This window comes from Mycoplasmopsis californica (assembly GCF_000695835.1).
GTDB lineage: Bacteria > Bacillota_I > Bacilli_A > Mycoplasmatales > Metamycoplasmataceae > Mycoplasmopsis > Mycoplasmopsis californica.
In genome coordinates this window covers 226,507-252,008 of sequence record NZ_CP007521.1, presented here as the reverse complement: position 1 = coordinate 252,008, position 25,502 = coordinate 226,507, and the positions used below count along the sequence as shown (strand labels likewise).

Genomic DNA, 25,502 nt, shown 5'->3' with positions numbered 1-25,502 from the left:
AAGCATTTAAAAATCATAAAAATAGTGAAAACGTAGCCAAAAAACATAATAAAAAAAGCCCGAAAGGGGCGATTTTTAAATCATATGGTGGCTCCGGCAGGAATCGAACCAGCGACACACGGAGCTTCAATCCGTTGCTCTACCTACTGAGCTACAGAGCCTAATGGCGGTCCAGACGGGAATTGAACCCGCGATCTCCTCCGTGACAGGGAGGCGTATTAAACCACTTTACCACTGGACCATTTGGTGGCGGAGGTTGGACTTGAACCAACGACCTCAGGGTTATGAGCCCTGCGAGATACCGACTTCTCCACTCCGCGATATGATTTTAATTTTATTTGGTGCCGGAAAGGCGAATGGCGGGTGATGAGGGATTTGAACCCCCGCGGGCCGTGAAGCCCCTGCTAGTTTTCAAGACTAGTCCCTTCAGCCGGACTTGGGTAATCACCCGTGGTGGACCTAACTGGATTCGAACCGGTAACCGACCGGTTATGAGCCGGTTGCTCTAACCGTTGAGCTATAGGTCCATAACAGTTAGATATTTTCCATATAATGGTGGCGTCGAAGAGAGTCGAACTCTTGACCTTCCGGGTATGAACCGGACGCTCTAACCAACTGAGCTACAACGCCATAAAATGGTGGAGGATATGGGATTCGAACCCACCACCCCTTGCGTGCAAGGCAAGTGCTCTAGCCAAATGAGCTAATCCCCCTAATGGTGAAGAAGACAGGATTTGAACCTGCGACCACTTGGTCCCAAACCAAGCGCTCTACCAAGCTGAGCTACTTCTCCGCTTGTCTTTTAAAAAATGCATAGTTATTATAACATAAAATAAAATGCAAGAAAATATTTTTAAAAGAATTTCTACGCTTTTTAATATTTCATTTAAAGCGTATTATTATTTTAATAGAAATTTTAAATTTTGCTAATAAAAAAATATTTTTTTATATGTTTAAATAAAATTTTAAAAAATAATTTTATTATGTAAAACTTTGCTAAAATATAAGTGCAGAAAATGCAAATAATATGAACAATTGAATTTTAATTGCAAGTTAAAGTTCAGAAGCAGAGATAGATATCTCTGCTTTTTTATTATCTAATAGTCAAAAATTATAAAATATACTAAATATTTATATAGTAGATGATAAAAATGAAAAAAATTATCACTAGACCATCAATGACTAATAAATATAATAAAATAGTATTAAAAGCGAGTTAAAATGAAAAAAATAGTTAAACTAACAGACATTGAATTTAATAAATTTAAACAAACAAATACATTAGATATTAGCACTTTTTTAAAGTGTACTGATGCTGAAATTAATGATAAATATTTAAATATTCCCTTATATAAAATAGTCTTAGAAAGTACAAATGAAGAAATTTTGTGCAAAATTAGTAAAATCACAGACAAAATAGAGTTTAAACCAGTCAAATTGAGTATCAATGATTTTGATACATTTGTATTTGATATGGACGGTACATTACTTGATAAAACTAAAAATATTGTTCCAGCGAATTTGAAAATGCTTCAAAAACTTGCAAAAGATGGCAAAAATATTTGTATTGCTACAGGAAGAGCTATATTTATGTTAGATAAATATCTGGACAAAATCCCATACAATAAACCATTTTTATGTGCTAACGGCAGTATGATTTATGACCACAATACTTTCAAAATGATTTCTAATTTTAACATTGAAAAATATGATGCATATGCTCTGATGGAAAAATTAGAAACACTAGGTTTGGGATACTATGTATTTTGAAGTGATGGTCTAGTTGCTTTTAATGTTGAAAATTCAGTCGATTTCAAAACAAGAAACTACTATGAAATGATGCCAGCAGGTAAATTTGTCCTAAATCCTGAACGCAGTTTTTTAGATGATAAAGAAATATGCAAAATTTTAGTAACTTTCGATCCACATCAAGTCGAAAGTCTAAACGAATTTGCTGAATATGTTAAAAAATTCCCACGTTTACAAGGAGTTCAAACTCAGAAAAACTTTTATGATGTTGGTGAGCCAGCTTCAAAAGCTCTTGCTTTGTGTTCCATAGCTGACAAATATAATATTGATCTAAATAAAACCGTGGCTTTTGGGGACGCTAACAATGATGCTCCAACATTTGATGTAGTTGCTTTATCTTGTGCTCCACTGAATTCAATGAGTAATGCAATTGATGGTGCTACATATGTTAGCTCAAAAACCTCTGATGAAGACTGAATAGCAACTTTTATTGAGCAACACTTATATAACTAATACAAAAAAACGGTTGATTATGCGCAACCGTTTTTTAATATTTGTGTGTAAATTTAGTGAAATTAACTTTTTTATTTTAGTAGTGCAAATTCAACAAGTGTGTCAACTAATACACCCATAGGCTTACCTTTAATATCGGCAGTGCCAGCAATATCGCAATGAATAAATGGAACATTATTTGTAAATTCTTTTAAAAACATTGCAGCAGTATTATGATCTGATGTCTCATCGTTATTAAAATTATTCAGGTCGGCGACTAAACTTGCAGTGTTTGGCTCATGAAAATCTTCGTGCATTGGCATTCTCCATACTTTTTCGTAACCATTTTTCGCTGCCTGAGAAAATAATTCTCAATTTTTATCATCAGTTGAATAGATCCCTGAATACACAGACCCTAAGGTTCTAGACATTGCACCGGTTAAAGTGGCAACATCTACTAAGGTTGTCGCATTTAATTTTGTAGCACCATAATATAAACCATCAGCTAAAACCAGACGCCCTTCTGCGTCAGTATCAGTGACTTCAACCGAAATATTGGCCATTGACTCATAAACGTTTTCCGGTAACGAAGCATCTCCATCTTGACGATTGTCAGTAATGCACATTATAGCTGCGACGTTTTTCTTGATTTTTAACTCAGCAATCGCTTTAACTGCATAAGCAACGATAACTGAGCCCGACATATCAAATTTCATACCTTCCATGTGGTAGCCTTTTGTATTCATACCACCGGTGTCAAAAGTAATACCTTTACCCACGTAAACTAACTTTTCATTCGAATGGGGGTTACCATTGTATTCAACAATCACTACCCGTGGTTCATGTGTAGATCCTTTATTGACTGATAAAAGCAAACCCATATTAAGATTATTTATTTCTTCTTTGTTTAAAATTGTTATTTTTAAATCTTTGTTGTGCGAAAACTCTTTATTGATGTGCTCAGCCAATGACTCTGAATTGCAAAAATTTTCTGGCTTAATTTGCAAATCACGAACAGCATTTTTATTTTCGGCAATTATTCTATATTTTTCGCTCAGTTCTATTCATTCTTCGCTATTTAACAAGAATGTAAACGATTGTTTTTGAGATTCTTCTTTTTTCTTGTTAAATAAGTTAGCTTCGTAAAAAATCACAGATGAATAAAAAGCTTTTAAAACATCAGTAATACTTAGGCCATCCCTTACAAATGAATGAATATCGATTTGTAAATTGCGTTTATGTGTAAGTATTTTTTCTTTAATTATTTTAGTTAAAGCAAAATAATCTAATTTTTTTTCAATGTAAATATATGCTTCTTTTTGTTCAATTATTTCAGTTATAAAACCATCTTTTTTGGCGATGTAAGAATTATTCAATGCATCATCAAAGTAAACAGCTTTCAATAAAAAACTATCATTTTTCTCAGTAAAATAGTATTTTTTCATATTTCTCCTTAAATATTAAAATTAAGTCCATCGACATAATCGGCTTTATTATCCTTTTTTTTGCGTGATTTGGTGCGTTTGGGCAAAAAAGTATTATTAAAAAATTTATTGTGTGCTTTATTGTAAATCTGACAACTTGAGCGATTTAAATTATGTTTAAAAGTAGGATCAATGTTAAATCGTGAACAAAAACTTTCAAGATGCAATTTAGATAGCTTTGAAAATTTAGTTCGCATCTCTTTTTTTAAAATTATGCTGTTAGCATATAAGATAAATACCAGATGTATGTAAAATGTTTGACAAACCTTACTTAAAATATTATCATTCTCAATTAAATTGTATTTTTTAATATTCAAAATAGCCTCTGTATAAGCATCAAAAAGGATTTTGATTTTTTCATCTATTCGATTTCAACTGCTAGATAATGAGTTAGGTCTGATTTGATAAGTGAATAAGCGCTTGTTAATAAATTTAAATTTAGGTTTGTTAAGAAAGAGAAAATACATAAATCGTACATCTTCAAAAATATTACCACTAAATTTATTAGCAAATTTATTAACAGTGTCTAAATAGTATTGTTTTTTAATCAATTTTCCTCAACTATATAGTGAAGAGTTTAGGAAAAACTCTTGTGGATCATTGAAATTAAAATCAACGTGAAAAGGAACCTTAGGCACAGAAATGCGCATGTGTGGCAAAAGTTCATATGTTATTTTGAAGTCGCTTGCTATTAAGTCATAATCACCCTCTCGCAGAACTTTTTCAAAATTACCTAGTGCCGAGGTCAACATCCTATCATCATCATCTATAAAAATAAAGTATTCGCCAGTGCTTTTCTCAATCAAAAAGTGTCTATTAAACCCTATACCCACGTGATGATGATGATTTTTTAAGTCTATAACCTTAATTCTTGGATCCAGTTTCGCAAATTCGTTTAGTATATTAATTGTGTTGTCAGTTGAATAATCATTTAGCAATAATATTTCAATATTTTTATATCTACTTTTTAAAACGCTAATTAGTGAAAAATAAGTGAGTTTTTCAATATTGTGACAAGGAATTAAAACACTAATTTTAGGATATGATGCTAAATTTGATGTCATATTTTCTCCGTTTTTAAGTGGCGAAGCGTTCCTTAAATAAATAACCTCTATTTTAAAATTGTACATTAAAAGCACAAATTTCGATGCAAAATGAGTGAATAAGCCAATTAGGATAGAATTAAAATTGTGAGGTAATTAAAAGTATTAATTTTTTCCAAAAAAATTTAAATTACTAAAAATAACAATATATACAAGTATGAAAATAACAAATTCAATATTTAAATATCTGGTTTTTAATTACTATAAAACTTTCAAATCAATTGAGTCATTCAGTCTAATGCACTGGGCTGACAATCTACTTGGTCATCAGATACGGCTAAAACTAGTTTGGTCTTTAAACTTTTTTATGCATAGCTTGGGCTTTGCTACAAATTCAACCACAGGGGCAAGTTTTGAACTAAATAAGCAACAAGAATTTGTTCGCAAGTTAATGAATAATGAAATACATTTTGATGACTTAATTCAAACAATATCAAAAAGGAAGCGGGCTAATATTTATAAAAAACTTCTGGCAATCATTTGATTGCTTAAAAGGCTGAAAAATACTGAAATATTTCAGTCTTTTAAGCTCAAACCCCAGGGAAAGAAAGAAAAGGTTTATACACGCAGTGAATGTATAATTATAGGTAAATACAGTGACAACAAAGTTGTTGCGATGCACTGCTTATATGGTAATAATTATGGGCTAAACATCAATAAACATAAATCCATTTATTGAAACATTAGCAAACAAACAAAAAATATCGTAGTAATCCCTTTTTCAATTAAACTAATGGACAAAAGGAAATTGAGAAACGACAATTTAATTAAGATTGACTGGTCATTTGTTAATTTTTATCCTTCAAAAGGATAAAAAATGAGCACAATGCTCATAAAATTATTACTAAGAAATTTTTGCTCAGTGTTTTACCGTTCTAACAAGCTGTGAAACGTAAGACATTTCATTGTCGTATCATGCAAAAACTTTGTAAATTTTTTGTCCATTAGCTTCTTGTATTTTGGTTAGTGTAGCATCAAAAATTGAACCATAATGTGAATTGATTATATCTGATGAAACGATTGGATCTGTATTGTATTTAAATGACTCGTTAGCAGCTTTTGCGAATGCTTCATTCAATTCTTCAACAGATGGAGATTTGACTAATTGTACTGATAAATCAATAATTGAACCGGTAATTGTTGGCACACGTAGTGCAGAACCATTCAACACACCAGTCGCCTCAGGAACAACTAATCCAATTGCTTTCGCTGCTCCGGTTGAAGTAGGAACAATATTATGTCCAGCAGCACGAGCTCTACGTAAATCACCTTTTCTGTGTGGTCCATCTTGTAACATTTGGTCCCCTGTTATTGAGTGAATAGTTGTCATATAACCATTTATTAAACCAAAATTATCAACTAGAACTTTAACCACTGGCGCTAAACCATTTGTTGTACATGAAGCAGCTGAAACAATCTGGTCATCTTTATTTAAAGTGTCGTGGTTAACGTTGTAAACAATAGTTTTGACATCGCTACCAGCTGGAGCAGAAACTAAAACCTTTTTTGCTCCTGCAATAATATGTTTGTTAGCTAATGCTTTTTTAGTGAAAAATCCTGTACATTCAAGAACTACATCAATCCCTAATTCTGCTCAAGGTAAGTTTTCTGGATCTTTTTCAGCAAAAACTTTAATTTCTTTGCCATCTACATACATTGCATCAGCTTCTACTTTAATGTCGTTAGATAAAGGTCCAAATGCTGTGTCATATTTTAGTAAATGAGCCAGCATCCCTGGGTCAGTTAAGTCGTTAACGGCAACAACTTGAATGTCATCCCCCCCGATTTCAAGAAGGTGACGCAAGGTTAAACGTCCAATACGACCAAATCCGTTAATTGCAATTTTTTTCATGTTGCCTCCAAATATCTTTATTGTGTAATTTAATTGTATTCTTTTATGTAATGAGATATTAACGCCAAGGAAAAATGTGGAAAAAATTTAAGAAATATTTCCATAGTTTAATACATTATTTTAAAGGTCAAAAAAACAAAAAGGCGTGATAAACACGCCATTTTTAAAATATTTATTTAATTCCTTCTCATTTTCAATTTTTCACTTCATCAATATCGGTACCATGCTCACGAATGTATTTAGTATGGTAATCTAGTGTGTCATTCATTTTTGCAACAAATTCTACTGATTTAGCACCATAAACAGCTTTAGCGGCGGTAATTGACATGTGGAATCTGTCCATTTGTGAAAGTTGGCGAATATCAAATGAGGTAGTAATATCTCCATGTTCACGATATCCATGAGGATGTAAGTTTCTATTTTGTCTTGTAAAGAAGATGTCTCTTAATAGACTTTCATACCCGTGGAAGGCAAATAAAACTGGTTTTGAAGTAGTGAATACTTTGTTAAATTCTTCGTCTGAAAGACCTCTTGGATCGATTGAAGGGTGTCTTAGTTTCAGAATTTCAACAACATTTACAAATCTAATTTTTAACTCTGGGAATTGTTTATTTAGAATTGAAATTGCAGCAAGTGCTTCGATTGTTGATTCGGTACCGCTGGCAGCAACAACTAAATCGGGTTCTTGATCTAAACTTACATTTGAAGCTCAATCAATAACTTTGTATCCATTTTTTGCTAATTCCTTAGCTTCTTCAATATTGAAGAATTGTTCTCTCGGTTGTTTAGAGGCAACAATTAAGTTAATAACATCTCTTTCCTTAAAGGCTTTTTCAGTTATAGCTAGTAGCGAGTTGGTGTCAGCTGGTAAATATTCGCGAACAATTTCAGGACTTTTGTCTGCTAAATGTCCTAGCATACCAGGGTCTTGGTGTGTGTATCCATTATGGTCTTGCTGGAATGCATTTGAAGTCGCAATCAAGTTTAATGATGGTAATGATTTTCTTCAGTTTAGTGGTTTACATTTATTTAATCATTTTAAGTGTTGAGTTACCATTGAATCAACAACTCTTAAAAAGGCTTCGTATGAAGCAAATACCCCATGACGTCCAGTTAGAACATAACCTTCTAAGAACCCTTCAGCTTGGTGTTCTGAAAGTTGCGAATCAATTATTCTACCAACTGGCGAAACTTTTTCATCCAAATCAGCATCAACTGTGTCAAGTCATTGACGATCACTAATTTTTAAAACATCGAAAAGACGATTTGATTTAGTCTCATCAGGTCCAAAAACTCTAAAATTGGTTGGGTTTTTAGTGATAATATCTGCGTAGTATTTTGATAAATTAGCCATATCTTGGCCAATTGTGCTTCCTGGTTTGCCAATTTCAACTGCAAATTGTGTTCAATCAGATAACACTAATTCTTGAGGATTAATCCCTCCATTTGTAGCTGGATTCATTGCCATTCTTTGATTTCCGATTGGCGCAATATTAAACTCTTCTTTTAATAGTCCATTTTCATCAAATAATTCGTGTGGACGGTATGATTCAAGTCAAGCTTTTAAATCGCCTAAGTATTTTTCATCTCCCGCTTTTGCAGGGATTGGCACTTGGTGCGCCCTAAAGCTTCCTTCGACTTTGTTGCCGTCAAATGTTTTAGGTCCGGTTCATCCTTTTGGTGATCTGAAAATAATCATTGGTCATTTTGGACGTGTTTGTTCTTTGGCATCTTTTTTCGTCGCCTCAGCCTTAATTGCTAGAATTTTTTCAATTACATAATCTAATTTTTCGGCCATTTCGCGGTGATAGTTAGCTACTTTTTCAACTTCAACAAAAACTGGCTCTCAACCTAAACCATTGAACATTTGCGACAATTCTTCATTACTACGACGAGCTAAGATAGTTGGGTTTGATATCTTACCACCGTTTAAATGAATAATTGGTAAAACAACACCATCATTTTTAGGGTTGATAAATGTATTTGAGAATCAACCAGCCATTAAAGGTCCGGTTTCTGCCTCGCCATCACCGATTATAGTTGCAGCAATTAAATCTGGATTGTCTAAAATTGCACCAGTTGCGTGTGAAAGTGAATAACCTAATTCACCACCTTCATGTAATGAACCCGGGGTTTCAGGAGCTGCATGCGACGCAGTTCCACCTGGGAATGAGAAAATTTTGAACAATTGTTTCATTCCAGCTTCGTCACGAGTGATTTCAGGGAATAATTCGGTATATGAACCATCAAGATATGAATTAGCTACCATAACTTGCCCACCATGTCCAGGCCCTTCAATATAAAACATGTTTAAATTGTATTTATTAATTACTCTGTTCAAGTGTGCGTAAATAAAGTTTTGGCCAGGAATTGTCCCTCAGTGGCCTATAGGATATACCTTAACATCATCTGATTTCAATCCGCCTTTCATTAGTGGATTGTTTTTTAAATACATTTGTCCAACTGAAATATAGTTAGCTGCTCTTCATCAAGCATCAACTTTTCCCAGATATTCATTTGTATTAAAATCGATATGTTTTTTCATTAAAACTCCTTAAAAATTAAATATTCAAATGCATTATGTTAAGTGCTAATAAATTATAGTAAATTTACATTCATTTTTTATATATTTAATTATGTTTTCAAAATTTTCTTCGCAAAAATACAAAATAACGCCACATGGGCGTTACTGCTATATTATTATTTAAATACGTGAGTTACACCAACTTGACTTAAAGTGTCATTGTGTACTTTGCAAAATGCTTCTGATGCTTTGTTGAATTGTTCTCATTCAGCGTCTGTTAGAGACAATTTATTAGGTAAGTATTCGTAACCATTTTCACCAACAATAACTGGGATTGAGAAGTAAATTCCTGGGTGTTTAAATCCTTCTGGAATTTTAACCCCAACTGTCATAATACTTCTTTTATTATTTAAAATTGCTAATGTGATTTCACATAGTGATGTTCCAATACCAAATTGTGTATTTCCTTTACGTGAAAAAATTTCAAATGCTTCACGTTTACTTTTTTCGTATAGGTCTTGTTTCACTTCTTCTGTAAATTGAGGTATATCTTTAATAAATGTTTCACCAACTTTTGCAGTTGATCATACAGCCACAGCTGATGCGCCGTGTTCAGCAATAATTGATGCTGTTACCGAGTCAGAATTTACATTGTAGAATTCTGAAATAAGTTTTTTAAGTCTTGCTGAGTCTAGAATTGTACCCGCTGAAATAACTCTTTCTGCTGGCAATCCTGATGCGTAATGGAATACAGCAGCTAAAACATCACATGGGTTAGCGGCAACAATAACTGTTCCTTTAAAACCAGTTTTTTTCAATGTTTCACCAAAGCTGGCCATTAATTTGGCGTTTGCTCCCGCCAACGCTAGACGGTCACTGAATGTTTTGTCAGCAGGGATTGAAGCACAAACTACAACAATATCAGCATCTGCAGCTTCTTCTTCAAGTTTTCCTGATCTAAATTTAGAACCGTTTCTTGGCATAATTGAGACCATATCTGAGAAATCTTTAGCATGAGCATACGCTATTTCTTCATTTTTATCAACAAATACTCATTGAGCTTCAATACCTCTGGCAACTGAGATGTTTACATATGTAAACCCTACATTTCCCATTCCAATTACAATAATTTTTTTCATATTTTTTATTCACCTTTCATTATATCTTAATTATTTTCAGCAAAAATAACTACTTTTATTATAAAGAAATGAGTTGATTTTACTTAGTAATAATTTATCTATATGAAAAAAATTCCATATTTTAACCAATATTAGCTTTATAAAGATAAATTTATTATTTTTTGCAACCCGTAAAAAGGATAAAGAAAACACTCATACGAGTGTTTGATAGTAATTTATTTTCTAAAATCAATTACTGCACGACCAATGAAATCACCTTTTTCAAGTTTTTCAAAAATCTCAGCAACTTCATCTAGTTTAACTACTTTTGTTACCTCAGATTTAACCATTCCTCTTGCTGCATAATCAAGAGCTTCTTTTAAATCTTTACGTGTTCCGACGATCGAACCCGCTAATTCACGTTCGAATAGAACGGTTCAGAACACTGATACTGGGAATTCGTCTTTACCTAATTTGTCTTTAGCTGGTAAACCTACTAAAACTTGACGACCGCCACGACGTAGCATTGACATACCTTGAATTGCAGCTTGTGTTGCCACCGATGTGTTAACAACCGCATGAGCACCACCGCCTGTTACTTCAATAACTTTTGCCGCTGCATCAACTTCTTTACTATTGAAAGCGAACTCAGCACCTGATCTCAGAGCTAATTCCACTTTCTCGTCATTTAGATCAATACCAATTGGACGATAACCCATTGCTTTGGCATATTGAATTGCCAATTGTCCTAAACCACCAACACCAATTACAGCCACAAAATCACCTGGTTGTAATTTAGCTTGTTTAACTGCTTTATAAGTTGTAACCCCTGCGCAAACTACTGGAGCACCAGTAATTAAGTCAAGATCTTTTGGAACAATACCAACAAAGTCTTCATGACCAATTGCGTATTCAGCAAATGATCCATCTTTTGTATATGCTGACATATTTTGGTTAGGGCATAAAGTTTCTTTTCCGCTTAAACAGAATTCACAGTGACCACAAGCATCGTGTAATCACGCTAAACAAACTCTATCACCAACTTTTAAGTGAGTACATCCTGGTCCTAATTTTTCCACAACCCCAATACCTTCATGTCCTGGAATTAATGGATATTTAGGTTCAACTAATCAATCATAATTAGCAGCGTGTAAATCAGTGTGGCAAATTCCACTAGTTTCCATTCTGATTAGAACTTCTTTTTCTTTTGGTTCTGGAATATCAACTGTTTCAACACTTCAATTACGTGGTGAACGTACGACAAAAGCTTTCATTTTTGCCATAATTTGTCCTCTTTTCTTATCTTACATTTCTTATTTTTATTTTTTTATACATCTGATAGACATTTTGACTATCAATTAAATCATATACTTTTTTAATTTCTTAATAGAAAATTCTTGAAACCGTGATTTTGTATTATGGTAATTTTTACACTCTAATAATAGATGAATAAAAGACAATAAAAAAAGGCGTTTTCGCCTTTTAAAATTTATCTGTGACTAAATTTAGCTCTAATTTTTGAGCCAATTTTTTGCATTCGTTTTTTACGTTTTTCAGCATAAAACGATTTTAAAGCTTCAAAATATTCAACGATCAATTTATCAACCACTTTTGACCAATCGCTTGGTAGAGATTGTGCATTTAAACCAGCTTGCTTTAACTGTGTTGGATTAGTAAATATCTCAATAATTTTACTTGCAAAAGAATTCTCATCTTCTTTGACTACATAGCCATTAATGGAATCTTCTATTCCTTCCGAAGAAGCGGAATTTTCAATAACTAAACTAGCTAATTTGTGTACTGCAGCTTCATGAACTACCATTCCGAATGCATCGTAAACAGATGGATAAATAAATAAATCATGACTTAAATACAGTCCTTGTAGCAAAATATCTTCTTCAATTAAATTAGTAAAAATAATATTTTGATAAACTCCGATTCTCTTAGCGTATTCAACAATTTCTTCGTACGCGCCTGATCCTCCTGCCATTGTTAATGAATATGATGGATCTTTATCGACTAAAATCTTGAATGAGTCTAGTAAGAATTTAATATTTTTCTCTCAAACAAAACGGGAAACAAATAAAAGATTTTTCTTTTTAATATCTATGCCAAATTTATCAATTGCTTTTTGAGCTATCGCTAAATGATTGTCTGGATATTTAAATTTAGTACCATTACCAATTAAAACGTGTCGATTCGTTAAGTCGCTTGCATACTCATTCATACCATGTTGTGACACATGAAATATACGGTGAGATGAATTAATATATAATGAGGCCATTTGACCCCCGATTTGACCAATTAACTCACTATTCATTGATTTTGCAATAGCTATTTTAAAAATATTATGCATGGTAAAAATCAAGGGCACATTATAACGAGCACTTAACATTTTACCTATTGTCCCAGCAGAAATCGGTGTATGCGAATGAATAATATCTGGACTAAAATCGTCAATTTTTTTGAGAGTTTCTTTACTTAGGGGCGACTTAATTAGTACTGTTTTTGTCCACATCACACGTGTAGATTTTACTCGTAATACTGAATATTTTAACTCTTTATCCAGTGCATTATTGTAGTCTAAGTACTGAGGAGCTAAAATAAGTAATTCAACATTTTTATCTTTAAATTGTTCAGCATAATTTTGCATCACACGAACTGAGCCGTCTACTCGTGGTAAAAATGTATCACCAAACATCAAAACTCTCAAGGGTCTTTTACTTAACTCGTGCAAATCTGCTTTCGTTCTAACTAATTTATTTTTGTTCATAATTCACTCACTTTATTTTTAAAATGATACCAAAATCAAAATACTAATTTACTAAAAAATTAGTAGATAGTTTTAATAAAAAAAGTAAAAACTCCACATCTCATAATATGGAGTTGATATATAATAGAGTTTAACTTTTTACATCTATACTATATAAAATAACAATATCGAATATTACCGATGATTTTCTTTACATATAAATATTAATTTAAGAAATATTTTTCCTTGTTATTTATAGCTGTTTTCAATAAATAGGTGTTTTAGTTTTTGACCATTCTTCAGGGATGAAAGATAGTTCTTTACCTTCTGTGTCTACTTTATATGTATCATTTTCATCAAAAAACTCTACCGAATTTATTGTATGTCTTTCTTTATCATCATTCTTAATATAGAATCAGATTTCAATTATATTGTCTTTTTCATTAAAAATAATTTCTTTATTAAGACTACGTGGTAAGTTAAAAGGTATTCTTAGGAATTCTTTAGTTGATTTTTCATCTTTAAAAGATATCCCTCCTTTTTCTTGTTTATTCTTTAGTCATAAAAGTATATCTTTGTTACCTACATTGATATTAAATACCAAAAAAGAGTTGTTTCATATATCTAGTTTATCAATTTTTAACTTACTTGCAATTTCGCTTCATTTATTTTTCAAACTTAAATTCGCTATGTTAATTGCACTTTCTAAATTACTTTTACCTAATGTGTAGTTATAACTACTCGATATATTACTTTCTATTTTTTGAATTTCCAATTCTAGTGAATTTTTTATATCACTAAACTCAGTAACAGATTTTATACTTTCTGAAAGTTTAAGTGCTTCATCCTTAAATCTTACATAAGCTTTTTTTGCTTCTTCGTGCTCTGCTTTTTGTGCATTTGCTTTCTCAATTGCTTGTTCAATTGCTTGTTTAGCTTGATTATATGATTCTTTAGTTTTTGAAGAATTTAAATCTTGGTTTGCTTTTTCAATAGCTGATTTTAATTCAGTTAATATTGAATTGTATTCAGGTTTATTTTGCAACTCTTGAGCTAGAATTTCTTGCTTTTTGTTTGATTCTTCGTAGCCACTTTTTGCTTCTTCGTGCTCTGCTTTTTGTGCATTTGCTTTCTCAATTGCTTGTTCAATTGCTTGTTTAGCTTGATTATATGATTCTTTAGTTTTTGAAGAATTTAAATCTTGGTTTGCTTTTTCAATAGCTGATTTTAATTCAGCCAATATTGAATTGTATTCAGGTTTATTTTGCAACTCTTGAGCTAGAATTTCTTGCTTTTTGTTTGATTCTTCGTAGCCACTTTTTGCTTCTTCGTGCTCTGCTTTTTGTGCATTTGCTTTCTCAATTGCTTGTTCAATTGCTTGTTCAATTGCTTGTTTAGCTTGATTATATGATTCTTTAGTTTTTGAAGAATTTAAATCTTGGTTTGCTTTTTCAATAGCTGATTTTAATTCAGTTAATATTGAATTGTATTCAGGTTTATTTTGCAACTCTTGAGCTAGAATTTCTTGCTTTTTGTTTGATTCTTCGTAGCCACTTTTTGCTTCTTCGTGCTCTGCTTTTTGTGCATTTGCTTTCTCAATTGCTTGTTCAATTGCTTGTTTAGCTTGATTATATGATTCTTTAGTTTTTGAAGAATTTAAATCTTGGTTTGCTTTTTCAATAGCTGATTTTAATTCAGCCAATATTGAATTGTATTCAGGTTTATTTTGCAACTCTTGAGCTAGAATTTCTTGCTTTTTGTTTGATTCTTCGTAGCTAGATTTAGACTTAATAATTTCGGTCTTCTCTTTTTCAATTCGTTCAATAAACTCTTCTAAAATTTTATTTATTGAATCGTAATCTGCTTTCGTTTTTGAATTTGCTATTAATTTTTCAATTTCCTGAAGTTTATCAGCTAGTTTTTTGTCTAACTCCGAAAATTCAGTATTTTTTGTAATTTCTTGAGATAATTTCTTGAACTTATCATATGTTTGGTGATAATTTTCTTTTGATTTTAATAATTCTTTTTTATTATTTTCTTTTTCAACCTCTTCTTTTGGAAATGAAGCAATTGGTTTATCTTCATTTAATTCTGGTTCATCTTTTTGAAACTCATCTAATTTATGAATTTCAGGATCGCCTTTTTTCTCTATTTTTTCCTGAATAAATTTATTTTCAATTGGCTTAATTTTAGTAATATCACCCTTTACAGAAGATGCGGCTACAAAAGACATTGAAGTAACCGAGGTTAATGAACCCAAAATGATTGTTAACTTAAAAGATTTCGACATTTCGCTCCCTTGAATAATTATTAAATTGTCCAAATTATATATATATATATATCGGAAGCTTTTTGCTTACTTTTTCATACTGAAATCTAAATAAAACAATCACCATGCATTTTAAAATATTAAAATTTAAGGATAATAATTAAATAAACTAAAGATTAGTTATTATAAAGTTCCCTGCAAAAACATCAATATTGTATTTTTGCCCACTAACTAATTCACCATCAATTATTTTATAAGCTAAAAGACTCTCAATTTTGTTTTGAATGTATCTACGAATTGGGCGAGCCCCAAATTGATTATCATATGCTGCCTTAGCAATGAATTCTATTGTTTTATCTGTAAATGACAGTAATATTTCTTTGTTTTCACTAATACGATCAGCTAGTTTATCAAGTTCTAATTTAACTATTTGTTGGATTGATTTTTCGTCAAGCTGATTGAACTTAATAACCTCATCTATTCTGTTTAAAAACTCAGGAGTTAAAAACTTCAATAACTCAGCTTTAAGCGATGGGAAATCTTCAAGTTGTTTTTTCAGTGTTTCATCAGAAGCTAAATTAGAAGTCATTATTACAATTAAATTGCGACAGTTAATTAGGCGTCCTTTCGAATCGGTTAATACCCCATTATCTAATATTTGCAATAATATATTTAAAACATCTTTGTGAGCTTTTTCAATTTCATCAAAAAGTAATATAGTGTAAGGATTTTTTCTAATTCTTTCTGTTAATGCAGTTGACGAATCAAAACCAACATATCCTGGGGGAGCGCCGATAATTTTTGATACTGAATGTTTTTCCATATACTCACTCATATCGATTCTAATCATTTGTTTTTCAGAATCGAATAGTGAATAAGCTAGTGCTCGCGCAAGTTCAGTTTTACCTACACCGGTTGGGCCGGTAAATAAAAATGATGCCAGAGGACGGTTTGGGTCATTAATATTTGCTTTTGCACGTAAAATTGCTTTTGACACCAATTCAACTGCTTGTTGTTGTCCTTTGATTTTAGATTTTAGTTCTTCCTCGAGATTTAATAACTTTGTCTTGTCGCTTTCTAATAGTTTTGTTACAGGAATTTTGGTTCATTTTGATACGATTGAAGCAATTTCTTCACTAGTGACTGTATCTTTTATTAATGAAGAGTTAGACAAATTAATCTCTTTTTCCATCTTGGAAATTTGTTTTTCCAATGTAGGAATTTCACCATACAAAATTACAGAGGCTTTTTCATAATCTGCATCTTTTTGATAAATATTACATAAATGTTTAAACTGGTCTAGCTTGGTTTTAGCTTTTGAAAGTTCAACTAAGCGTTGTTTTTCGTCATTTCATTTATTTTCTAATTGCTCAATCTTATTAGTTTCATCAGCTATTAATCTATCTAATTCATCTAAACGATCTTTATTTTTTACTTTAGCTTCCTTGGTGTCTGCAAGAGATATTTTTTCCATTTCAAGCATTGCCTTTTTTTGTTGAGCACGATCCATTTCTTCGGGTTTAAAATTAATCTCGGTTTTTATTGTGGAAGCCGCTTCATCTATTAAATCAATGGCTTTGTCTGGCAAAAATCGATCGGAAATATATCTCGATGATAATCTTGTCGCAGCAATTAAAGCATCATCTTGAATTTTGACATTGTGAAAATTTTCAAATCGTTCTTTGATACCGCGCAATATTGCTATTGTGCCTTCAACGCTTGGTTCCGTTACGTCAATTTTTTGCATACGGCGTTCAAGTGCTGTATCTTGCTCAATATATTTTCTATATTCATCAAATGTTGTTGCACCAATTAAATGTAATTTACCACGTGCCATTAACGGTTTCAAAATATTAGCCGCATCCATCGAGCCGCTATTATTTCGCCCTGTTCCAATAAGCATATGGATCTCATCAATAAATAATATTGTGTCACCATTACTGTCTTCAATTCTTTTTAAAACTGCTTTTAGTCTTTCTTCAAATTGACCTTGGTATGAAGCACCAGCGATCAAGGCAGCCAAATCTAATTCAAAAATATCTTTGCCTTTTAAATTTTCAGGTACTTGACCCTCAACTATTTTGCGAGCTAATCCTTCAACAATTGCAGTTTTACCAACACCTGGCTCACCAACTAAAACTGGATTATTCTTAGTTTTACGGCTTAAAATTCGTATCATTCTTCTTATTTCTTCATCACGATTAATAACTGGATCTAATTCATTTCGTGTTGCTAAATCCGTCAAATTTCGTCCATACTTTTTCAATATGTCTTCTTTATCTTTCGTTTTAGCTTTACTAGGGTCTAAACTAGAAAAAATATCATCAAAGTTAAAATCCATTTCAACCTCCTTATTGATTATTTATATTTTAGCACTCTAATGCGTTGAGTGCTAATATTTTTTTAAAAAAATAGCCCTTTTCATTTATTAAATTATTTGAATCAATCATTTCAAGAGGGGTAATTTCGAGCGTTTTTAAAGCACTTTTTTTGATTTTTTTAAAAATGAACCATATATACCGAAGCTGTATTGGCAATTTTATCCGCCGATTCTAATAAACACGCTATTAAATAATAATATTCATAGTGTTAATCATTTCTTTTGAATACCAATGCTCAATTTTTTACCTAGTTGCGTCAATATTCATTCCATTTTCTGAGGTAAAATACATTCTTTGAAACTGTTTTTTCTATAAATTCTAAAAGTGAGTGTTTTGATCCTATATAATTCATTATATTCTTCATATTAAACCTAAACTTAAAATAGCTTCATCTATTCCTCTATCCCTATATTTTTGATTTACAAAAATTTTAAAACTATCTGCAATTGCACCTCTACTGAAATTCCTAGCCTTTCAGTTTTAAATTTACTATCGATTTTTCCCATAAACCTCCTTTTAAATTGATTTTATTTAATTATTTATAAATAAAATAGAGTTTATTTTTAAATATAACAAACCTACTTTTATATTTTATTGAACTGTTTAAGAAATTAAATATATTGAATAGTAGTGTAAAATTCATAATTATGAGATTAAGATTTGATAAAAATGCTGAAGAAAAATTAAAAACATCTAATTTTTATGCAGGAAATGAATCATTTCCAATTATTTTAGATGAAAAATGTATAGTTGAAGTAGGAATGGGTAAAGGTGAAATGCTGGTTGAGCTTGCGCGATTAAATCCCCGGATTAAATTCTACGGATTAGAAAAATATGCAACAGTGGCTGTAAAAGCAGTTAAAAAAGCTGAAGAATATAAGCTAAATAATTTTAAAATTATTTTAGATGATGCCCAAAATATCCCGCAAATTTTTAAAGGGTCTCTAAATACTTTGTGACTTACATTTAGCGACCCTTGACCAAAAGCTCGACATTTTCGTCGCCGTTTAACGCATAAATCATTTTTAGATTTATATGCTGGAATAATGGATGAAAATTCAATATTAAAATTTAAATCAGATAACGACTCACTATACCAATTTTCACTTGAATCTTTTACCGAAAATAACTGAAAAATAATTGATTTTGGTAGTAATTTACATATCAGTCAGTACGCCAGAGAAAATATAATGACTGGTTATGAAAAGAAATGAAGTTCATTGGGTAAAAACATTAACTTTATTTACGCTAAGAAGCCTTGCTAATTTTAAATAAGCATTTTTTGCTTACTTATAAAGTAATCTATAAATAAAAAATAGAACCTGAGTTCTATTCAATATCTTCTTCATCATCGTGAATATCTTCAGTTATTTCTGATATGTCGCCGAACATATCATCTTTTAATTCTTTAAGAATATTTCGTGTTTTTTCAGATGACTCAGTGTTTTTCTTTACAAAATTAATTTTTGAATTTTCAAGCGCTTGCTCATCTGGATCGTCAGTAAACAAAATTGTTGGAATAATAATTGGTCTTCGGCGTTTTGCTTTATAAAATAAGTTTTCCAAACGCTCAATAATCATTTGTTTTAAATCAACTATATTAATTTCTTCATTGTTACGAACATAATATAGGGCAGCACCATGAGCTATACGTTTAGCTTCGGAAACAAGCTCTAAAGATGTTTTCACATAAAACGCTCCACGCGAAATTAATGATGGACGACCAATTATATTTTTGCTTTTGCGATCAATTGTTAAACAAATATTAACAAAACCACTTTCACCTAATTTTTGGCGATCTTTAATTACTGATGAATTCAAACCTAAAATGTTGTGTCCATCAATATAAATCGGTCCGTATTCTATTTTTTCATTTGTTTCAAAAACTTCTTGATTAATTATATGATACACACGTCCTTTTTCGGGAATCAAAACTCTTTTAGGATCTACACCATTACGTATCGCACTTTGTCCGTGAGTAATACTCATTCTATATTCACCGTGATAAGGAATAAAATACTTTGGTTTTGTCAATTGAAAAATTTTGTCATGTTCATGTTTGTAAGCATGTCCTGAGGTGTGCAAATAGCAATCAACTCCGTTTTCTTTAATATCTGCGCCTAGTTTAGCTAACCTATTGATTAAGAGTTCTATCACCATAAAGTTACCAGGAATTGGACTTGATGAAAAAATTACTAAATCACCTTTTTCGATTTTAACGCTTTGATGTTTACCGTGTGACATACGAGCAAGCGCCGCTAATTGTTCACCTTGAGAACCGGTTGTTAAAATTACTAAATCTTTTTCAGGTACATTCGCAACTTGTTTTTTGTCGACCAAAACCTTATTATCAACGTTAATATACCCTAATTTACGGCCTATTTTAACTCCATTGACCATTGAGCGCCCGAATGTTGCGACTTTTTTACCCAATTTTGCCGCTAATTCAATAATCGCTTTAACACGAGTAAGGTTAGAAGCGAAAGCTGTAATAATTATTTTTCTAGTTGCTTGGCGCATCAATTTTTCAATATCAGTTAAAATGTCATTTTCTGAAGGTGAATGAAAAGGTCTCATTGCATTCGTCGAATCAGAAAGTAACACGGTTAAACCCTCTTTACCTATTTGATCTAAGCGAGCAAAATCAGTGTAACTCTCACCAATAGGATTATAATCAAAACGGAAGTCACCTGTACACATTATTGAACCATTTGGGGTCGTAACTCTGATTCCAAATGCGTCTGGAATTGAGTGCTGAGCTGATCAAAAATCGACAACGCACTTTTCCTTCCCTTTACCAAAAACGTGGGTATTTCCTTTTTCGATTTCAACAAATTTAATACCGCTAGGTATTTTATGCTCATCAAATTTCAGTTTTAAATACTGAATGGCAATTCTTGGCGCATAAATTGTTTTTAATGGAACTTGTTTAACTAAATAAACAACCCCGCCAATGTGATCTTCGTGGCCGTGAGTAATAAATAAACCTTTTATTTTGTGTGCATTTTCAGCTAAATATGAATAGTCTGGAATAATTCCTTTTATCCCCGTTGATGCAGTGTCAGCAAATTTAATACCAGCATCAATAATAAAAATGTTATCGCCGTGTTCAACAAATAATGAAGATTTTCCAATTTCTTGAACACCACCAATTGCTACTAATTTTGTCGGTTGCATAAGCCTCCTTAATTTAAATATATAAATGATTTATTAAAGATATAAATATATGAGTTGATATATAATCAATAATAAAATTAAACCATAAAAATAAAAAAATAAAAAAATAAAAATGGCCGGTAGTAAGGGATTTGAACCCTTGAGCGATTTGCACCGCTATTTGTTTTCGAGACAAACCTCTTCAGCCACTCGAGCAACTACCGATCATATTTTGAACAACTATGATATTTTTGCGAAAATACTCATTTTGCAATGAATTTAGGCAAATAAAGAACCTTTTAATATGGTTAATTTTATTGTTCGTTTATTATTATAAATTAAAATCGGAATTTTTATTGTATAATGGTAAATATTATTTTGGAGGTGAAATGAATCCTGGTGAAAAATATGGAATTGTAGCCGGCGTTCCTGCTAACTCAGCATCCACTTTATTTATGATTGGCTCATTACCAATTAGGACATATTCTATAACTATGCTTTTAGGAATGTTAGCTGCAATTTTAACTATTAGCTTCTTTTGAAAAAGAGAAAAGTATAAATTTGAAATTTTATATACATTGATTGTAATTGTTATCCCGACCGCCATTGTCGGTGCTCGTTTATGAGATTTAGTCGAGGTAGCTCTTTACGACCCAAACTTCAACTGGTCTTCATGGTGAAAAATATGAGAAGGAGGCTTAAGTATTCAAGGTGGTGTTCTTTTAAGTGCGGCCGCTGGTTGTTTATACGTCTATCACAAACGCCACGAAATTGATTTTCGTAAAGCTATCGACATAATTATTCCAACAATTTTAATTGGTCAAGTAATTGGTCGTTGAGGAAACTATGCTAACCATGAATTGTATGGTAAAGTCGATTGAGATGGTTCATCTGTATTAATTTTTGGCAAGAGTTTTGCTCAAAATATGTTTATCAGTGACGCTTTAAGTCAAAAACTAAATCAACCTGGACTTTTCCGTTATCCACTATTCCTATATGAAGGTTTAATCAACCTAGCTGGCTATATTATTTTAGTATGAGTAATCAATTTGTTTGGATTAGTCAAGCCAGGAACAAATGCAGGATTTTACTTTATATGATACGGTGTAGTTAGATTAGCATTAGAACCATTACGTCAACACGCTTATGATATTTATACTATTGCCGCTCTGGTTTATATAGCCTTGGGTTCAATATTATTTATTTACCATACATACATTTCGCCAGTTCACTACATCAAAGTAAAACAAAAATACAGATATGTTTATCAAATGGCTCATCCACAAGCCTACGTAAATTACATTAATAAAACAAGATTATTTGATAAAAATAAAAAAGAATATATTTCATTAGCTTACTAAATAACTGACCAAAACTCAATCTTTATCAGTCAAAATATTGAAAAAGATTGAGTTTTTCATATTTTTAATTTGTAATTTAATCATTTCAGGTTTTAGTCTTATATGGTAAAATATTTCAAGCATTAATTACACAGTTTTTTTGTATAATTAGCATACTTTTAATAATATATTATTTAGTGAAAGGAGTCCATATGGCAAGAATTGATCAAATTACCGGTAAACGTGCACAAACTGGTAACAAGCGTTCTCACGCTATGAACGCTTCAAAAAGAAAATTCAATGTAAACTTACAAAAAATTAAAGTTAACATTGATGGTAGACCAGTTACTTTGAGAGTTAGTGCAAAAACACTTAAAACTCTAAGAAGAGATTCAGCTACAGCTTAATCCTTTCATCACGTACGTACGCAAATAGTGGCCTAGCCACTTTTTTATTTCACTTTTTTAATAATCCAACCATAAATTTCTATTAGCAAATTCTGATAGAGTTTTTTTGACTAAATATAATCTAATTTTATCTTCAAATTTACATCCCGTAGGTACTCAAAACAAGTCTTGATTTTTTGATTTTTTTGCAAAAAATAGAATATTTTGTGAATTTTTTTTATAAATTTTTTTCAAAAAACCCTTTTGAAAAAAAAAAAAAAAAAACAAATTTTTTCAACTATTTAAAAAACAAGCTAAAACAGTGAAAAAAACGGTAAAAAACAGTTTAATTGTCAAAAAAACGTGCAATTTTAACGTTTTTGTAATTACCTAATTTTTATTTTTTATATTTTCACACACCATATTAAAATAATCTAACAATAATATATAATGGTGTAAAACAAGTTGGAGGATATATGAATTTTTGAAAAAATAGAAAAAATAAATTAATTTTAATTTCACTTGGGGTTACTGTTGGAACCGCTTCTTTAATCGGCGGAATTGTTTATGCATCAACAGTCAATTCAAGTGCATCAATAGAATATAATTCAAATTTAATTGGCCGTAGTAATTTTATTCCGAAGGATAATCTAGAACTAACTAACGCCAAAGCTTCAAATGCTGATTCCAACTTAAAAGAAATCCCGCAACCAAAACCAAAGCCGAAGGAAGAACCCAAGCCTAAACCTAAGCCAATAGTTCAAAAAGATAACTTACCTAAACCAGAGAATAAGCCCAAACCTAAGCCTAAACCTACTCCTCCTCCTGCACCTAAACCAGAACCTCCTAAAAAGAAAAAAATAACGTCACCTGTTGTAAAACCAAAACCCAAGCCAACTCCAGCACCAATTCCTCCTGCACCAAAGCCAGCCCCTAAACCAAAACCAGTACCTACACCACCCGCAAAAAGCGAAGAAACTCCAAAAACAGTTGTCGTCAAAAAAACTGCAACAATTGGTGATATATATAATAAGAAACAAATCCAAGTTGAAACAATTGTTGAAGACATAAAACCAAGAGAAATTCACGAGCTAGATAAACATCTAGCCAATACAAAGCCTTATATTGCTCATCGTGTTCCTAAAATCAAAGGTTTTATTGTTACCGAAAATCTAAAGCAAACAGTGGCAAAAAATGCAGTAGATGATCCCGTTGGTTTACTTGGTAAGGGTGCGGAAAAATATATTGACAACCTAAAAACTGTTCCAGAGCAAGAAGTTAGTTCATTTGTTAAACAAAATCCAGACACTTGAAAATCTATTCAAGATAAATGATGAAGACTATTTGATACAGCAAGCGAATCCGTTCTACTAAAATTTCTTACTGAAGAAGGTAGAAAACAATATCCTGAAATGAAAAATAAATTCGTAAGCAAAGACCATAGATATGCGTGACTACTACAACATTTAGATAAAACTAAATTTACAACTTTAAGTTCTGAAGCTGAAGAAATGCTTAAAAAAGGTTACGTTCTAGATCCAAGAAATGCCTATGTTGATGAAAATGGTAATCTTAAGAGCCATGCATATAGTCCTCCTGATGAAAATAATCAAGTGCTTGCTCAATATAAAGGAGATAATCAAGATAGAAAAGCGTTCGGTAATCCAGATCCATGACCTGAAAGTCCGCAAGATATTTCAGAAGGTAATTTTAGAGGATGAAATAAAGTAAATATAACTAAAACTGATAGCGATTTTAAAGATATTTTAAAAAACATTAACGGAATTGAGGTATTTAAATTAACACGCCAAAAAAATGATCCTGAAAGAATAAATGAAGGTAGGGTCATTGAAATTGACGCCGGGAATCCTGATGCTTATGATTACACTTCAAAATTACTTAAACATATTAAGGACAATAATATAACTGTTCAAGGTTTCAGAATTAAAAATATGGGTAAAAATGACGCAAATCAAAAATTCAAAGACATTCTAAAAGATTTACCTGATAAATTAGAACTATTGCAGTTATTCTTCAGTGCTGAAGCCACAAATACAGGTTCTTTAATTGAATTGGAAAATAAATCCATTAAAGAACTTGCACTATATACTGACGGCAATTCAACACAGGAAGAATGAAGCATCAACCCATGAGCATTAAAAAATGTTCAATGAGTCAACACCATTGATTACAACGTTAGCAAACAATTCCAAAGCGGTATAAAAATAATTTCTAGAATTACTTTTGATACACTAGCTTTTGAAGCAAGTGACTATAAAGATAGTGCAAGCACTGACGAAGAACGCTTCAAGCGCATTAATGATGGCCTAAAAATGGCTTGATATATACGGAACAACGAACCAATATTCCAAGGTAGATATGGAAATGGTACTAATCCTGACCATAATGAAAGTGGAAACTCTTATGCCACAGGCCTAGATTTCAGTAGAGCTCCAAAAATTAGAAGTCTAAGAGGAATTCGCTTTTATAACGAAAATAGACCAGAAACGCAATCTAATCCGCGCAAAATCTGACGAGCAACATTTTTTAATGATTCAGACTCATATCAAATCGGAAATACAGACCTTGAGAATGCAGGATTGGAAAATTTTGCTCCACCTGCAGGAATGGAAAGACCAAAAATACTATTCTCAAATGGATCAACTACAACCAAATTTAAAATAACAGATTCTTCATTGTCACCAACTGCCATCTCTAATTTAACAAGATTTGCTGAATTAGCCCAAAATGGAAATCCATCATTCACAAAAACTGTGGTAATTAACTCAGATAACCAAGCATTAGAAAATCAACTAACCAGTGCCGGTTTTAAAGTCGAAAAAGACAATGGCTACACATATGCTTAATCAAATAACATAATTAACAAAGGAGGTTA

The 25,502-nt window shown here is 31.6% G+C and carries 16 protein-coding genes and 9 tRNA genes; 6 read left to right on the top strand and 19 right to left on the bottom strand.

The window, feature by feature from the left end; genetic code table 4:
- Nucleotides 1-85: 85 nt before the first annotated feature.
- From MCFN_RS01090 to MCFN_RS01055, 8 genes are all read right to left on the bottom strand, one after another.
- Nucleotides 86-161, bottom strand: a tRNA-Phe gene (locus tag MCFN_RS01090).
- A gap of 3 nt (nucleotides 162-164) precedes the next feature.
- Nucleotides 165-241 (bottom strand) — tRNA-Asp (locus MCFN_RS01085).
- 3 nt (nucleotides 242-244) lie between these two features.
- Nucleotides 245-320: transfer RNA gene (locus tag MCFN_RS01080), tRNA-Met, on the bottom strand.
- A gap of 37 nt (nucleotides 321-357) precedes the next feature.
- A tRNA-Ser gene (locus MCFN_RS01075) sits at nucleotides 358-450 on the bottom strand.
- 1 nt (nucleotide 451) lies between these two features.
- Nucleotides 452-527, bottom strand: a tRNA-Ile gene (locus MCFN_RS01070).
- Between the two features lie 26 nt (nucleotides 528-553).
- Nucleotides 554-630 (bottom strand) — tRNA-Met (locus tag MCFN_RS01065).
- A gap of 6 nt (nucleotides 631-636) precedes the next feature.
- Nucleotides 637-713, bottom strand: a tRNA-Ala gene (locus tag MCFN_RS01060).
- A gap of 3 nt (nucleotides 714-716) precedes the next feature.
- Nucleotides 717-793 (bottom strand) — tRNA-Pro (locus MCFN_RS01055).
- Between the two features lie 428 nt (nucleotides 794-1,221).
- Here MCFN_RS01055 and MCFN_RS01050 point away from each other — a divergent pair.
- Nucleotides 1,222-2,262 carry a Cof-type HAD-IIB family hydrolase gene (locus MCFN_RS01050; protein ID WP_051604547.1) on the top strand — a complete coding sequence of 347 codons (1,041 nt, stop codon included), beginning with the start codon at nucleotides 1,222-1,224 and terminating at the stop codon, nucleotides 2,260-2,262.
- A gap of 71 nt (nucleotides 2,263-2,333) precedes the next feature.
- Here the strand turns inward: MCFN_RS01050 and MCFN_RS01045 are convergent, their stop codons facing one another.
- Nucleotides 2,334-3,686 carry a M17 family metallopeptidase gene (locus MCFN_RS01045; protein WP_038561360.1) on the bottom strand — a complete coding sequence of 451 codons (1,353 nt, stop codon included), beginning with the start codon at nucleotides 3,684-3,686 and terminating at the stop codon, nucleotides 2,334-2,336.
- An 8-nt stretch (nucleotides 3,687-3,694) separates the two neighbouring features.
- Entirely contained in the window at nucleotides 3,695-4,789 is a 1,095-nt protein-coding gene (locus MCFN_RS01040) for a glycosyltransferase family 2 protein (protein WP_158419984.1), read from the bottom strand.
- Nucleotides 4,790-5,135: 346 nt separating this feature from the next.
- On the opposite strand from MCFN_RS01040, the gene MCFN_RS01035 reads away from it, so the two are divergent.
- Nucleotides 5,136-5,642, top strand: a complete 507-nt coding sequence (locus MCFN_RS01035) for a hypothetical protein (RefSeq protein ID WP_144238970.1) — start codon at nucleotides 5,136-5,138, stop codon at nucleotides 5,640-5,642.
- 30 nt (nucleotides 5,643-5,672) lie between these two features.
- Here MCFN_RS01035 and gap read toward each other — a convergent pair whose 3' ends face one another.
- From gap to MCFN_RS01000, 7 genes are all read right to left on the bottom strand, one after another.
- A complete protein-coding gene (gap, locus tag MCFN_RS01030; protein WP_038561356.1) occupies nucleotides 5,673-6,680 on the bottom strand; it encodes a type I glyceraldehyde-3-phosphate dehydrogenase in 1,008 nt (335 codons plus the stop codon).
- A 172-nt stretch (nucleotides 6,681-6,852) separates the two neighbouring features.
- The gene (locus MCFN_RS01025; RefSeq protein ID WP_038561353.1) at nucleotides 6,853-9,225 is read right to left on the bottom strand and encodes a phosphoketolase family protein; all 2,373 of its coding nucleotides are present in this window, start codon (nucleotides 9,223-9,225) and stop codon (nucleotides 6,853-6,855) included.
- 155 nt (nucleotides 9,226-9,380) lie between these two features.
- Complete coding sequence (locus tag MCFN_RS01020; RefSeq protein ID WP_038561351.1) at nucleotides 9,381-10,343, bottom strand: lactate/malate family dehydrogenase; 963 nt, start codon at nucleotides 10,341-10,343, stop codon at nucleotides 9,381-9,383.
- 215 nt (nucleotides 10,344-10,558) lie between these two features.
- Nucleotides 10,559-11,596 (bottom strand): zinc-dependent alcohol dehydrogenase, encoded by a 1,038-nt coding sequence (locus MCFN_RS01015; RefSeq protein WP_038562443.1) that lies wholly within the window; start codon nucleotides 11,594-11,596, stop codon nucleotides 10,559-10,561.
- A gap of 215 nt (nucleotides 11,597-11,811) precedes the next feature.
- Nucleotides 11,812-13,095 carry a glycosyltransferase gene (locus tag MCFN_RS01010; protein WP_038561348.1) on the bottom strand — a complete coding sequence of 428 codons (1,284 nt, stop codon included), beginning with the start codon at nucleotides 13,093-13,095 and terminating at the stop codon, nucleotides 11,812-11,814.
- A gap of 232 nt (nucleotides 13,096-13,327) precedes the next feature.
- Nucleotides 13,328-15,364, bottom strand: coding sequence for a hypothetical protein (locus MCFN_RS01005; protein ID WP_038561345.1), 2,037 nt, complete (start codon nucleotides 15,362-15,364; stop codon nucleotides 13,328-13,330).
- Between the two features lie 148 nt (nucleotides 15,365-15,512).
- On the bottom strand, nucleotides 15,513-17,684 hold the full coding sequence (locus MCFN_RS01000; protein WP_051604545.1) for an ATP-dependent Clp protease ATP-binding subunit: 2,172 nt from the start codon (nucleotides 17,682-17,684) through the stop codon (nucleotides 15,513-15,515).
- Between the two features lie 687 nt (nucleotides 17,685-18,371).
- Here MCFN_RS01000 and trmB point away from each other — a divergent pair.
- Nucleotides 18,372-18,989, top strand: a complete 618-nt coding sequence (gene trmB / locus MCFN_RS00995; protein ID WP_038561342.1) for a tRNA (guanosine(46)-N7)-methyltransferase TrmB — start codon at nucleotides 18,372-18,374, stop codon at nucleotides 18,987-18,989.
- Nucleotides 18,990-19,053: 64 nt separating this feature from the next.
- Here trmB and MCFN_RS00990 read toward each other — a convergent pair whose 3' ends face one another.
- Both MCFN_RS00990 and MCFN_RS00985 read right to left on the bottom strand, forming a co-directional pair.
- Entirely contained in the window at nucleotides 19,054-20,901 is a 1,848-nt protein-coding gene (locus MCFN_RS00990) for a ribonuclease J (protein WP_038561338.1), read from the bottom strand.
- Between the two features lie 113 nt (nucleotides 20,902-21,014).
- A tRNA-Ser gene (locus MCFN_RS00985) sits at nucleotides 21,015-21,104 on the bottom strand.
- Nucleotides 21,105-21,269: 165 nt separating this feature from the next.
- Between MCFN_RS00985 and lgt the strand changes: the two genes are divergently transcribed.
- The 3 genes from lgt to MCFN_RS00965 all read left to right on the top strand — a co-directional run bounded on the left by lgt (nucleotide 21,270) and on the right by MCFN_RS00965 (nucleotide 25,473).
- On the top strand, nucleotides 21,270-22,241 hold the full coding sequence (lgt, locus tag MCFN_RS00980) for a prolipoprotein diacylglyceryl transferase (RefSeq protein ID WP_051604544.1): 972 nt from the start codon (nucleotides 21,270-21,272) through the stop codon (nucleotides 22,239-22,241).
- A gap of 191 nt (nucleotides 22,242-22,432) precedes the next feature.
- The gene (gene rpmB / locus MCFN_RS00975) at nucleotides 22,433-22,627 is read left to right on the top strand and encodes a 50S ribosomal protein L28 (protein ID WP_038561336.1); all 195 of its coding nucleotides are present in this window, start codon (nucleotides 22,433-22,435) and stop codon (nucleotides 22,625-22,627) included.
- 455 nt (nucleotides 22,628-23,082) lie between these two features.
- Nucleotides 23,083-25,473 carry a putative immunoglobulin-blocking virulence protein gene (locus MCFN_RS00965; protein ID WP_038561332.1) on the top strand — a complete coding sequence of 797 codons (2,391 nt, stop codon included), beginning with the start codon at nucleotides 23,083-23,085 and terminating at the stop codon, nucleotides 25,471-25,473.
- Nucleotides 25,474-25,502: the final 29 nt, after the last annotated feature.